Origin of the sequence: Mailhella massiliensis (genome assembly GCF_900155525.1) — a bacterium.
In the GTDB taxonomy this organism is placed as follows: Bacteria; Desulfobacterota; Desulfovibrionia; order Desulfovibrionales; family Desulfovibrionaceae; genus Mailhella; species Mailhella massiliensis.
This window is the reverse complement of record NZ_LT706952.1, coordinates 262,550-275,385: the sequence shown is the minus strand read 5'-3', so window position 1 is coordinate 275,385 and position 12,836 is coordinate 262,550. Positions and strand designations below refer to the sequence as shown.

Here is a 12,836-nt window from a genome sequence, read left to right as displayed (position 1 = left end):
AACAAAGCGCTGCCTTTCTGCGGCAAAAAGCTCCGGCGGAAGCTTCGCATGCGCCATGACAACACGGCGCTGTTACGCCGTCATGACGCGGCGGGAAGAACAGAAAAAAATGCGTGCGGAACGGAAGTGCGGGAACATAAAAAAAGGGCCGCCGAAGCGGCCCGGAACCCCGCGCAGGCTGCCGAGACCCGCGCGGAGTACGGGGGAAATGCCGCCGTCAGGCCCCGAGGGACATACCCCCTGGAGAGAAGAGCTGTGAGGCGGCCGGAAGAAAACACGACCACCGCGCCGGAAGCGGCGGAAGAAATATGCAGAGCCCCGCGTACGGGGCAGGCCCCGCGGCGGGCGCTGCGGCGGATGAGGCAGAAGCCCTCTGCAGGGAAATACGGGGGCGTGGGGGGCTTGCGGGGCGAACCTATATAAAGTGCTTTGATATGAGGAAAAAATAGGTCATACTGAACAAGCCTTCAACGGAGCGGCGCCTTGCCTTCCGGCAGGAAGACGGACTCCGGGGCCTTACATGCGCTCCCTTCCGAGACGCAGGGCAACCCTCCGCACAGGGTCCCTTTTTCCGCCCGGAATCGGGAAAGCGCGGCGGACAACATCAACATCTTCAGCCCCCCACGGCGCGCACCCGTCCCGGAGGTGCGGAATACGCGCTGAGAGGCATTGTCCGCCCGTATTGGTTTTAAGTCAATACTTGTATGAAAAGATGTGCATTCATGACGCCTGAACGCACATGACCCTGTCTTGCGGAGAAGGAAAACACGGATACCGGCGCACGAAAAAAAGCATTCACGCCTCTCTGCGGAGAGGAAACGCCCCGTCCCGAACGACGCTGCGGCGCCCTGAAAAAACGATGAAAAAAAGCCGCGTGGTGGAAAATTTTCCCTCCAATACTGGTAAGTATCCAATAATTGTATAAAAAGCTGTGTCTGAATCGTGCAAAAAAACGTACCGTTTTCCATCTGTTAAAGGAGTGAAAACGTGACGAACAAGACCAAGCAGCCGCTTGCCGTGATAGTGGGCGCCAACATCACGGCAAAGAGAAAACGCATGGGTTTGAACCAGGCCCAGTTCGCGGAAAAACTGGGCATAGGGCCTGATTCCCTTTCGCGCATAGAACGCGGCCTCACGGCGCCCCGTTTTCAGACCCTGGAAAAGATTGCCCTTATTCTGGAATGCCCCGTTGCGGAACTTTTTCTGACGGGAGACGAACCCTCCTTCCGTTCATTCGTGCGGCATCATCACAACGCCGATTCCGCCATGAGCGAAATCATCTTCATGGCCGAAAAGATCATTCAGACGGCAAGAAACAAATCCTGACGCGCCGCAAAGGCCGGCTTCTCTGCGCAAGGCGTTCCCGATGCGGAACGTTTCGCGCTTCTTTTTTGCCCTCCGCAGAAAAAACGTGCCCCCGCCGCCTGCATACGGCCGAAGCAGCGACGCCTTGAAGGCGTCCTGCCGCGCGGCGGCGCCCTCTTCCGCCGTACCGCAGCGCCTTCCCCCGGCCTCTTCCGCCGTACCGCAGCGCCTTCCCCCGGACGGCCCCGCCCTTCGACGTGCGCCCGCGGCGCCCTTCTCCCGGGAAAACGTGTTTGCCCCGCAAACGCTCTCGCGCCACCCTCCCCCCAGAAACCGTCCCCGGCCGGATGCCCGCTCCTGTTCCGGCGGGAAAACGCCGCCGGCCATCTCCGGGAGTGCAGCACTCGCCTTTTTCACCATTCCGGCCTGTTCCGCCTTCCGCGCCTGCGAACTTCTTCGCCACGGAGACTTGACACAATTCAATATTTGTTGAATTGTCAAATCCATGGAAAGCAGACATGCCAGCAAGATATTTGAAGCCCTTTCGTCCGACGTGCGCCTCGACGTGTTCCGCCTGCTCGTCAAAAACGCGCCGGGCGGGCTTGTGGCCGGGGATATTGCCAAAAGCCTCGACCTGCCCGCCACCAACCTTTCCTTCCATCTCAAGGCGCTGGTGCAAAGCGGTCTGGTAGGCGTGGAAAGGGAGGGGCGCTTTCTGCGCTACCGGGCCTCCATTCCCCTCATGCTCGACATCATCGCCTACCTCACGGCAGAGTGCTGTTCCGGCAACCCGGAATGCTGCCGCACCTTCCGCAGGGAAAGCGGCGTGAATCCGCGCTTCCTGCCCCCCGTGGCGGAAAACGCCTGCCGCTCCGGCGAAAACGACGAAAAAGACGCCCCGGAGGCGACGGCCTGAATTCCGGGAACGGCCCCGGCCGGGCGCGGCAGCGCAGCGTCCGCATCCTGCCGGGCATGACAAAAGCCCGCAGGCCCCGTCGGAATTCGTAAAAAGGGCGGAAACGCTGCGGCATGTTTCTACGGTTATATTTCAATATTTCAACAAACATTGTAAGGAGACTTTCCATGTCCGAACTTCCCCGTTCCGGCCGCCCGCAGGGCGATGCGCCCGGAAAGAAACATATTTTCCCGGCAGGCATTGCCGGGGCCGTGCTTCTTGCCGTGCTGTGGTGGGCGGCATACAGCCGGGTGCAGGGCGTGTCCTCGTGGCTGGTGTTCGACGCGCTGGGCCTTGAAAGAGAATCGCACGTTGCCCTCGCGCTGGAATTCTTCCTTTACGATACGGCTAAGATCCTGCTGTTGCTCGTTGCGCTCATCTACGTCATTTCGTGGCTGCGCGCAGGGCTGAATGCGGAGCGAGTGCGCGATGTTCTCACCGGCAGAAAACGCGGGCTGGGCTATGCGCTGGGCGCGCTTTTCGGCGCGGTCACGCCCTTCTGCTCCTGTTCCAGCGTGCCGCTTTTTCTGGGCTTCACCACCGCGGGCATTCCCACGGGCATCACCATGGCCTTTCTCATCACCTCGCCCGTCATCAACGAAATTGCGGTGGTGCTGCTGTGGGGCCTGCTCGGCATGAAGTTCACGCTGCTCTATGTGGCGGTGGGGCTTGCGGCGGGTATCATAGGCGGCGCGTTCATGGATGCGGTGCGGGCCGAACGCTTTCTCCAGCCCTTCGTCATCGAGGCCATGAAAAGCCCCATACGGCCCCTGAGTTTTGCCGGGGGCCGCGCAAGGCTCACCCTGAGGGACAGGCACGACTTTGCCCGAAAGGAAACCTCCACCATTTTCCGGCGCGTATGGAAATGGGTGATTGTGGGCGTGGGCGTGGGCGCGGCCCTGCACGGCTTCGTGCCGGCGGGGTGGTTTGCCGAAAACCTGGGCGCAGGGGAATGGTGGACGGTGCCCGCCGCCGTTTTTCTGGGCATTCCGCTCTATTCCAACGTGACGGGCATCGTGCCCGTGATGGAAAGCCTGCTGGCCAAGGGCATGAGCGTGGGAACCACCATGGCCTTCTGCATGAGCGCCGTGGCCGCAAGCCTGCCCGAACTCATTCTGCTGCGGCAGGTGATGACCGCAAAAATGCTGGCCCTCTTCCTCGGTTATGTGTGGGTGATCTTCACCCTCACGGGCTGGCTGTTCAACGCCCTTCAGGGCGTACTGTTCTGACCCCCTTTCCGGGAAGGCGCACCGCTTCTGCGGTGAAGAAGGAGCGGTTTCGCGCGCTTTCCCCGTACCGTCAAAGCCCTCGTCCGGGGCCGCCCCGGGCGGACGGCTGAGGCCCTCCGTGTGCCGCCGCGCTGAAGCCGGACGCATTTTCCGGCGTGCCGCGGCAACAAAGCTGCGCTGTTCATCCATAAAAAACAAAGCGAGGTTGCCATGCTTGTCAGAGTGTTCGGCCCGGGCTGCGCCCGGTGCGCGGAAACGGAACGCATCGTTCTTGAAGCCGTTGAGGAATCCGGTTGCAACGCCGAAGTGCGCAAGGTGACCGACTTCAGGGAAATGATGGCCGCGGGCGTGCTCACCACGCCCGCCGTGGCCGTGAACGATACCCTGCTCTGCTCCGGCCGCGTGCCGGAAAAGGAAGAAGTGCTGGACTGGCTGCGCCGCGCGTAGCCCGGGTGCAGGGAGCGGGAAAACCGAATCCGCAGGCAGGGCCTTCCCCGCCCCTTCCGCCGGGGCGGCCGCTCTGCCGGGGAAGCGTTTCGCCCTGAGGCCGCCTTGCCTTGCGCCCCAAGGGGAGCACCGGCCGGAAAAGGCGGACTGCCCGGAAAAGGAAGCTTTTCCGCGGACCGCCTTCCCGGAAGAGCGCCGCTTTCCGCACGGCGCAGCTTTTGACCGCGGAGCCGGAATGCCCGTGCGGAAAAGGCCGTGCCCTGCGCTCCCCGAGCTCTTCCGCAGGATTGTTCCATTTCCGTAGCGCTGCCCGTTAAACAAAAAAGCCCCGCCGGACGACGGGGCTTTTTTTTGCTGCGGCAAGCTACTGCCTGTAATGGCGCAGGAAGTGTTCCAGCTTTTCCACGGCCTCGGCCAGAATGGAAATGCGGGGCAGGTAGACGATGCGGAAGTGGTCGGGCTTTTTCCAGTTGAAGCCGGAGCCGGGCACGAAGAGGATGCGGGTTTCGCGCAGGCAGTCCAGAGCGAACTGGGTATCGTCGGTGATGTGGTAGCGTTCCGTATCTATCTTCGGAAAGATGTAGAAGGCCGCCTTGGGCCTGGTGGCGGAAATGCCGGGAATGCTGTTGAGCGCTTCGTAGATGAAGTTGCGCTGTTCGTAGATGCGGCCGCCGGGCACGATGTACTCGTTCACGCTCTGATAGCCGCCGAGGGCCGTCTGAATGATGGACTGCCCGGGCACGTTGGAGCACAGGCGCATGTTGGAGAGCATGTTGATGCCTGCGATGTAGTCTTCCGCAAGGCTCTTGTTGCCGCTCAGAATCATCCAGCCCACGCGGAAGCCGCAGACCATGTGCGACTTGGAAAGGCCGCTGAAGGTCACGCAGAACAGATCCGGCGCAAGGGAGGCGATGGAAACGTGCTTTTCCCCGTCCATGACCAGGCGGTCGTAGATTTCATCGGAAAAGATGATGAGCTCGTGCCGCCGCGCAATGTCCACGATGCGTTCGAGCACCTCCACGGGATAGAGCGCGCCCGTGGGGTTGTTGGGATTGATGATGACGAGGGCCTTCGTCCTGTCGGTGATCTTGCTTTCCATGTCCTCCAGGTCGGGGAACCAGTCGGACTGTTCGTCGCAGATGTAGTGCACGGCCTTGCCGCCCGCGAGGTTGGCGCAGGCCGTCCAGAGCGGATAGTCGGGCGAGGGGATGAGGATTTCGTCGCCGTTGTTGAGCAGCGCCTGCATGGAAAGCTGGATGAGTTCGCTCGCGCCGTTGCCGGTGTAGATGTCCTTCATGCCCACATTGGGAATCTTCTTGATCTGGGCATACTGCATGATGGCCTTTCTGGCGGAGAACACCCCGCGCGATTCCGAATAGCCCTGCGAATTCACGATGGAATCGCGCATGTCGATAATCACCTCTTCCGGTGCGGAAAAACCGAACGGCGCGGGATTGCCGATATTGAGCTTCAGAATGTTCATGCCGTTCTCTTCCATGCGGGCGGCTTCGTCCACCACGGGTCCGCGCACGTCGTAAAGCACATTGTCCAGCTTGCTGGATTTGGAAAAGGTTCTCATCATAACTCCCGGTATGCTTTTCAGGCCAAAAAGGTATCTCTTCCGCAGGCCGCCGGAAAAAACGCGAATCCGGCGCGGAAAGGCCGCACCGAAGGCGGCGATGGAAAACCCTAGCACCATTCCCCCCGGACGCAAAGGACGTCCGCCCCCCTTTTTGAAAAAAAATCCGCCCCTTGAGGCCCCGTGCGGAAAAAACGCGCGCCCGCCCCGAAGCCGATGCCGCCGGAAAAAACGCGGAAGTTTCTCCGTGCGGGAAAAAGCGCACGCGCCGTATATGAGGCGCAATCTGCGCCGACTTCCCTGTGATTTCGCGCCTTCCGGGGGAAAGAGCCCTTTCTCCGACCCGTCCGTACGGATGCATAAGCCTTATTAATTGCTCCGCCGTATTGACGTTGCAAAAATACTTTCGTACTCTGATGCAAAGAACTGTCATCCTCATCAATAAGGAGAACGTCCATATGAAGTACGTGTATCTGTTTCATGAAGGGAATGCACAGATGAAGAGCCTCCTGGGCGGCAAGGGCGCCAACCTGGCGGAAATGACCAATATCGGCCTGCCGGTGCCCTACGGCATGACCATTTCCACCGACGCCTGCCGCGACTACTACGCCCACGGAGGAAAACTCCCCGAAGGGCTGGTGGAGGAGGTCATGGACAGCCTCGCCAGGGTGGAGGAAAAGGTGGGCAAGCGCTTCGGCGATGCGGAAAACCCGCTGCTGCTTTCCGTGCGTTCCGGGGCCGTCTTCTCCATGCCCGGCATGATGGATACCATTCTGAACCTCGGCCTGAACGCCGTCACCTTCCCCGCGCTGGCAAGGCTGACGAACAACCGCTGGTTCGCCTGCGACACCTACCGCCGCTTCATTCAGATGTTCTCCGACGTGGTGATGGAAATCCCCAAGGAAAAGTTCGAGGAAATTCTTCAGGAGCAGAAGGCCGCGCAGGGCGTGACCCTCGATCAGGAACTTTCCGTGGAATCGCTGGAAAACGTCATCGCCCGCAGCAAGGAACTCTACCGCCGGGAAATCGGCAAGGACTTCCCGGAAGACGTGCACGAACAGCTTCTGCTCTCCATCGAGGCGGTGTTCCGTTCCTGGAACAATCACCGCGCCATCGTGTACCGCACCATCAACAAGATCGACCACAACCTCGGCACCGCGGTGAACATCCAGTCCATGGCCTTCGGCAACATGGGCAATGATTCCGGCAGCGGCGTGGCCTTCACGCGCAACCCCTCCACGGGCGAGAACAGGCTCTACGGCGAATATCTGGTGAACGCCCAGGGCGAAGACGTGGTGGCCGGCGTGCGCACGCCCAACCCCATCGCCCACCTTGCCGAGGAAATGCCCGACATCTACAATCAGTTCCGCGACATCGCCGAAAAGCTGGAAAAGCATTACCGCGACATGCAGGACATCGAGCTTACCATCGAACACGGCAAGCTCTACATTCTTCAGACGAGAAACGGCAAGCGCACCGCGCAGGCCGCCCTCAAGATAGCCTGCGACATGGTGGAGGAAGGGCTCATCACCAGGAGCGAAGCCATCATGCGCATCGACCCCGAACACCTTGCCAACGTGCTGCACCGCCAGATCGACAGCTCCGCCAGCCCCCACGTTCTGGCCACGGGCCTTGCGGCCTCTCCGGGCGCGGCCTTCGGCTCCGTGGTGTTCGACGCCGACGAGGCGGAACACCTCGGCCGCATCGGCGCGAAGGTCATTCTCGTGCGTGTGGAAACCACGCCCGACGACATCCACGGCATCGTGCAGGCGCAGGGCATTCTCACCAGCCGCGGCGGCATGACCAGCCACGCGGCCGTGGTGACGCGCGGCATGGGCAAGCCCTGCGTGTGCGGCTGCGAATCCGTGAAGGTGGATTACGGCCAGCAGTGCTTCAGCGTGGGCGACACCGTGGTGAAGAAGGGCGACCTCATCTCCATCGACGGCACCACCGGCCGCGTCATTCTCGGCGCCGTTCCGCTGAAGGACCCGGAACTCTCCCACGAATACCAGACCATACTCGGCTGGGCCGACGAGGTGCGCGACCTGCAGGTGCGCGCCAACGCCGACACGCCGGAAGACGCGGAAAAGTCCCGCCGCTTCGGCGCGGAAGGCATAGGCCTTACCAGAACCGAACACATGTTCATGGCGCAGGAACGCCTGCCCTATGTGCAGAAGATGATTCTGGCCGAAACCACGGAAGAACGCAGCGCCGCCCTTCTGCCGCTGCAGATCATGCAGGAAAACGACTTCTACGGTATTTTGAAGGCCATGAACGGCCTGCCCGTGTGCATACGCCTGCTCGACCCGCCGCTGCATGAATTTCTGCCCAGCCTGGAAAAGCTGCTCGTGGAAACCACGGAACTGCGCGTGCGCGGCGACAACCCCGAACTTCTGCAGGAAAAGGAACATCTGCTCGCGCAGGTGCAGAAGCTCCATGAAGTCAACCCCATGCTGGGGCACCGCGGCTGCCGCCTCGGGATCACCTACCCCGAAGTGTACGAAATGCAGATGTACGCCATCTTCAACGCCGCCTCCCGCCTTGCGCGCGACGGCTACACCCCCCTGCCGGAAATCGAGATTCCGCTCACCATCAGCCTTGCGGAAATGGCCATTCTCAAGGAACGCTGCGACCGCATCGCCAGGGAATGCATGGCCCTGCACAAGGTGGAATTCCCCTACCTGTGCGGCAGCATGATAGAACTGCCCCGCGCGGCCCTGCTGGCCGGAGAAATCGCGGAAGCGGCGGAATTCTTCAGCTTCGGCACCAACGACCTCACGCAGACCTGCTTCGGCTTCAGCCGCGACGATGCGGAAGGCAAGTTCCTGCCCATCTACATCAACCAGCACATCATGAAGGACAACCCCTTCGCCGTGCTGGACCGCAAGGGCGTGGGCCGGCTCATGGAAATCGCCATCGAGGAAGGCCGCAAGACCAGGCCCGGACTCATGATCGGCATCTGCGGCGAGCACGGCGGCGACCCGAGCTCCGTGGAATTCTGCCATCAGATAGGGCTGGATCTGGTGAGCTGCTCGCCCTACCGTATTCCCATCGCCCGCCTTGCGGCGGCTCAGGCCGCGCTGAAGTACCCGAGAAACAAGTAAACGTACGCGCCCTGCGGCGCGCATGAACCTTCACTGCCGACAGGGGCCGCCGGGGCGAAAAAAGAGGAACGCCCGGGCGGCCCCGCCCTTTTACGGGCGGAAACCGGCCCGCCCTGCTTCGCCTCCCCGGCAGGAAAAAGGGCGCACGGCAGAACGCGCCGCCGTCTTCCGGGGAAAAGTCAGGCAAAGGAAAAAGTCACGGAGAAAAGGCCGCCGTCTTCCGCATGGCGGCGAGGCGGAGCGCCGAACGCCTCTCGTGCGCCGGGCCCCGGCGCAGACAACGTCCCTGCCGCATTCCTGCCGGAAATCCGCAGGCCGGGAGGCGAAGAACTCCGGCAGGGCCTGCTTCCGCGCTTTCCGGGGCAGGAAAATCCTGCATGCGGCACGGTTCCCCCGCTTCCGGCAAGGCGCGGCGGCTGAGAAGGCTCCCTTGCCGCCGAGGCCGGAACTTCGGAAGCAAAAACACCCTGCGATTTCGGCAAAAGGCAAAAAACGCAGGCAATCCCCCATGTTCCGCAAAGTCTGCAAAGCGCTCCGCCGCAATCCGGCGAAGTTTCCCGGAACGCTCCGGCGCAGGCAGGAGAAAACACCGCGAGGAGCACAAAAAAAGCCCCGGAAACCGGGGCGTTTTCTCCTTCGGCCCGCACGGGGGCGGAGGCTGCGGGCATATCAGACGCGTATGACCTTGTCCGCAAGGTCGAGGCTGGTCACGATATCCAGCATGTTGGTGGTTTCGCCCACCTGCTTCTGTTCAAGAAGATGATAATAATCCAGGCACGTTCCGCACACGAGTATGCTCACGCCCGCGCTTTCGAGCTTCTTCAGGGCGTCCAGCGCAGGGCCGGGGGTGGAGGCCAGGCGCACGCCGCCGTTGACCATGACGATGCGCCACAGGTTCCGCCCCATTTCCGGGAGCGTGGCAAGGAAGTTGTTCATGAGCTTTGCGCCGAGCTCGTCGCTGCCGCTGCCCACCACGTCGGAACTCAGAAACACCAGCGTACGGCAGGGCTCTTCCTCCCCCGCCTGCGCGATGACTTCCTCCGCAGCGGCGCAGCTTGCGCCCGCCCGGGCGGCAATGACGGCCCACAGGGAATCCCCGCGCTTCTCCACCTGCGGGGCATAGCCGCTCTTTGCCAGAAAACGGCTCACGTTTTCCGAGGCGGGGGCGTTGTCCACCAGCACTTCCACGGCCCCGGGCTTCTTTTCCACCAGCGCGCGGGTACGCAGCACCGGTTCCGGGCACGCCAGGCCCCGGCAATCCAGAACTTCCGACATGGTTCCTCCTTTTGTCCTTACGGGAACGGAAAACAGGCCGCGGCCTGCGCGGCCTTTTGCAGGCCGGCATTCCGCATGTTCCGCAAAAAGCAGGGCTTTTGCGGCGGAAGGCGGCCTACAGCCTTTGTGCAGGCTAACGGCTTTTCCCTGCCGAGGCAAGAAAGGGCCGCCTTTACTTCACCCTCCGCGCCTGCTATCGTTGCCATGCTCCGGCCCGTATGCGCCGTTCTTTTTTACGAGGAAACGCCATGCTGCTTTCAACCATAGTCAAGTCATATGCCAAGGTCAGGGTGCTCTGCGTGGGCGACGTGATGCTCGACCATTTCCTGTACGGAAAAGTGGAACGCATTTCCCCCGAAGCGCCGGTTCCCGTGTTCAACTTCCAGAGCGAGAAAAGAATGCTCGGCGGCGCGGGAAACGTGGTGGCCAACCTGCACAGCCTGGGCTGCTCGGCCGACCTTCTCTGCTTCATCGGAAGCGACTCCGCGGGCCGCGAGGTGCGCGCCCTGCTGGATGAGGTGTGCGAACACGCCCTGCCCGTGGAGGTGCCGGGCTTCCCCACCATTGAGAAAACCCGCGTCATTGCGGGCAACAGCCACCTTCTGCGCATCGACAACGAACGCCGCTTCGACTGCGCCGCCGATACCGGCGGACTGCTCGGCCCGGAACTGGATGAACGCATCCGTGCGGCGGACATCGTGCTTCTTTCCGACTACGCCAAGGGCATGCTTTCGCCGGAACGCTGCCGCCGCATCATCGACGCCTGCAAAAACGCGGGCAGGCCCGTCATCATCGACCCCAAGGGCGACGATTATTCCAAGTATGCCCGCGCCACCGTAGTCAAGCCCAACCTCAAGGAATTCAATCAGGCCACGGGCATGAACTGCAGCCCCGCCGATCCGGATTTTGAAGAAAAGCTCCGCGAAGGCGCGAAAAAGCTCTTTGAACGCCACGGCATAGAAAACCTGCTCGTCACGCTGAGCGAACACGGCATGGCCTTTGTTTCGGCAAAACGCCCGGACGAAGTGTTCCAGATTCCCACCGAGGCGCGGGAAGTGTTCGACGTTTCCGGCGCGGGCGACACCTCGCTTGCGGCCTTCGGCGCATCGCTTGCCACAGGCGCGGACATTCAGGACGCCATGAAGCTTGCCAACATCGCTTCCGGCGTGGCCGTGGGCAAGCTCGGCACCTCGTGCGTGACGGCGGCGGAAATACTCGACGCGCTCTCCCGCCGCCGCAGCGCCTCCGGCCCGGGCTGGAAGCAGAAAAGAAAGATCATCAGCCGCCGCGAAGCCGCCGACATGGCCGCCCAGTGCCGCGAACAGGGTAAAAAGGTGGGCTTTACCAACGGCTGCTTCGACCTGCTGCATCAGGGCCACCTGCATTCTCTCATGCAGGCGCGGCAGGAATGCGACGTGCTTGTGGTGGGCCTCAATACCGACGCCTCCATCAAAAGGCTCAAAGGCCCGGAACGCCCCGTTCAGGACGAAAAGACCCGCGCCCTGCTGCTGGCCTCGCTGGAATTCGTGGACTATGTGGTCATGTTCGACGACGACACCGCCCTGCCTCTGGTGGACGCCATACGCCCCGACCTCATTCTGAAGGAGGGCTATACCATCGACCGCTGGCCCGAGGCGCAGTTCGTGGAAAGCTACGGCGGAAAGGCCGTCACCCTCTCGAGGCTGGAAGGCTATTCCACCACGAACACCATACGGCGCATGAAGGGGTAAACGCGGGCTGCTCCCGCAAGACGCCCCGGCGAACACGCCGCTTTTCCGAAGGCCCCGCAGCACGCGGGGCCTTCGCTTACGGCCGGAGCACACAAAAAGACAAGGGGGAAGGCCGATGCCCGCGACTTCTCCGCCGCCCCCGCCTTCTTCCTCCCCGGCGGGCCGCCCCGCCATGCCGGGGAAAGGACGCCAAGGCTCCTTCCCCTCGCCCGGCAGCGAGCACAAAAACCCCGCCTGCACCATGAAAAACACGCCGCCCGCGCCGCCGGGAACATCCCGGAAAAAACGCGGGCTAGGCGGAAAGCCTCTTGGCAAAGCACTCTTTAATGGCGTCCACCACTTCCCTTTCCTCCCGCGTTATTCTGTCCGCAGAAGGATAAATGACGATATAGACAAGCGGGCTGTATTCCCCGTCCAGCTTCAACAGCTTCATGTCACGGTACTTCACCACGTCGTTGTACCGTATGACGGAGGGCATGAGGCCGAAACAGTCCGTCCTCGATATGAAGTCGATCTGAAATATCTTTTCGTTGATGTAGGTATTCCGCACGGAGGTAAAGATATTCTGCAGGCCGAACTTGAAGTTGGTCTTGTTGAAACTGTCGACCACGCTGTATGCTTCCAGGTCTTTCAGGCCGACCTTTCTTTTCCGTGCAAGAGGATGCCCCTTTCTTACGACAACCCTGTATTCGTCCTCGCCGAGAATATCCATGTCGTAGTGAAAGCTTTCCACCAGGGAAGAAATATACGTCATGTCTTCCTTGAGGTAGGAGCTTACGGCAAGGGAAAAATCCCTGTCGCCGATGCAGCTTTCTATTTCAAAGATATTGTGTTCCCTGACGTTCAGAACATAGTCGCCGTTTTTTTCCAGCACGGAGGAAAGCACTTCGGAAAACAGGGAATGATAGATGACGGGAATCGTCTGTACGTTGATTTTTTTTCTTCCCAGCGTGCTGAACTTCAGAAAATTCCATTTTTCCTGAAGGTTCAGCACCTTGAGGCAGTCTTCAAAGAACTCCTCCCCTTCTCTGGTCGCCTGTGCGCCGTGCCTGGAGCGCACAAGCAGAGAACAGCCCATTTCATTCTCAAGGCCGTTGACGCCCGACAGGAGGGTGGAGGGATTGACATCCAGCTTTCTTGCCGCCCTGTTGATGGAGCCGCAGCGGATGATCTCCACAAAATATGCAAGCTGATTGAAGTTCATACCGTCTC

9 protein-coding genes are annotated in these 12,836 nt (G+C 61.2%); 6 read left to right on the top strand and 3 right to left on the bottom strand.

Annotated elements, in window-relative coordinates; genetic code table 11:
* The first annotated feature begins 987 nt into the window (after positions 1 to 987).
* The 4 genes from CZ345_RS11345 (at position 988) to CZ345_RS11325 (ending at position 3,936) form a co-directional block, all read left to right on the top strand.
* Positions 988 to 1,326: a helix-turn-helix domain-containing protein gene (locus CZ345_RS11345; protein WP_077073254.1), complete on the top strand. Its 339-nt coding sequence runs from the start codon at positions 988 to 990 to the stop codon at positions 1,324 to 1,326.
* Positions 1,327 to 1,810: 484 nt separating this feature from the next.
* Positions 1,811 to 2,221 (top strand): ArsR/SmtB family transcription factor, encoded by a 411-nt coding sequence (locus CZ345_RS11335; RefSeq protein WP_077073252.1) that lies wholly within the window; start codon positions 1,811 to 1,813, stop codon positions 2,219 to 2,221.
* A gap of 167 nt (positions 2,222 to 2,388) precedes the next feature.
* Positions 2,389 to 3,489, top strand: coding sequence for a permease (locus CZ345_RS11330; protein ID WP_077073251.1), 1,101 nt, complete (start codon positions 2,389 to 2,391; stop codon positions 3,487 to 3,489).
* Between the two features lie 210 nt (positions 3,490 to 3,699).
* Positions 3,700 to 3,936 (top strand): thioredoxin family protein, encoded by a 237-nt coding sequence (locus CZ345_RS11325; RefSeq protein WP_077073250.1) that lies wholly within the window; start codon positions 3,700 to 3,702, stop codon positions 3,934 to 3,936.
* Positions 3,937 to 4,300: 364 nt separating this feature from the next.
* On the opposite strand, the gene CZ345_RS11320 is transcribed toward CZ345_RS11325, so the two are convergent.
* The gene (locus CZ345_RS11320; RefSeq protein ID WP_077074073.1) at positions 4,301 to 5,515 is read right to left on the bottom strand and encodes an aminotransferase class I/II-fold pyridoxal phosphate-dependent enzyme; all 1,215 of its coding nucleotides are present in this window, start codon (positions 5,513 to 5,515) and stop codon (positions 4,301 to 4,303) included.
* A gap of 458 nt (positions 5,516 to 5,973) precedes the next feature.
* Between CZ345_RS11320 and ppdK the strand changes: the two genes are divergently transcribed.
* Positions 5,974 to 8,619 carry a pyruvate, phosphate dikinase gene (ppdK, locus tag CZ345_RS11315; RefSeq protein WP_077073249.1) on the top strand — a complete coding sequence of 882 codons (2,646 nt, stop codon included), beginning with the start codon at positions 5,974 to 5,976 and terminating at the stop codon, positions 8,617 to 8,619.
* A 669-nt stretch (positions 8,620 to 9,288) separates the two neighbouring features.
* Here ppdK and yedF read toward each other — a convergent pair.
* Positions 9,289 to 9,894 (bottom strand): sulfurtransferase-like selenium metabolism protein YedF, encoded by a 606-nt coding sequence (gene yedF / locus CZ345_RS11305; RefSeq protein WP_077073247.1) that lies wholly within the window; start codon positions 9,892 to 9,894, stop codon positions 9,289 to 9,291.
* A gap of 248 nt (positions 9,895 to 10,142) precedes the next feature.
* On the opposite strand from yedF, the gene CZ345_RS11295 reads away from it, so the two are divergent.
* Positions 10,143 to 11,624: a PfkB family carbohydrate kinase gene (locus CZ345_RS11295; protein WP_077073245.1), complete on the top strand. Its 1,482-nt coding sequence runs from the start codon at positions 10,143 to 10,145 to the stop codon at positions 11,622 to 11,624.
* Between the two features lie 292 nt (positions 11,625 to 11,916).
* Here CZ345_RS11295 and CZ345_RS11290 read toward each other — a convergent pair whose 3' ends face one another.
* On the bottom strand, positions 11,917 to 12,828 hold the full coding sequence (locus CZ345_RS11290) for a LysR family transcriptional regulator (RefSeq protein ID WP_077073244.1): 912 nt from the start codon (positions 12,826 to 12,828) through the stop codon (positions 11,917 to 11,919).
* Between the last annotated feature and the right edge of the window lie 8 nt (positions 12,829 to 12,836).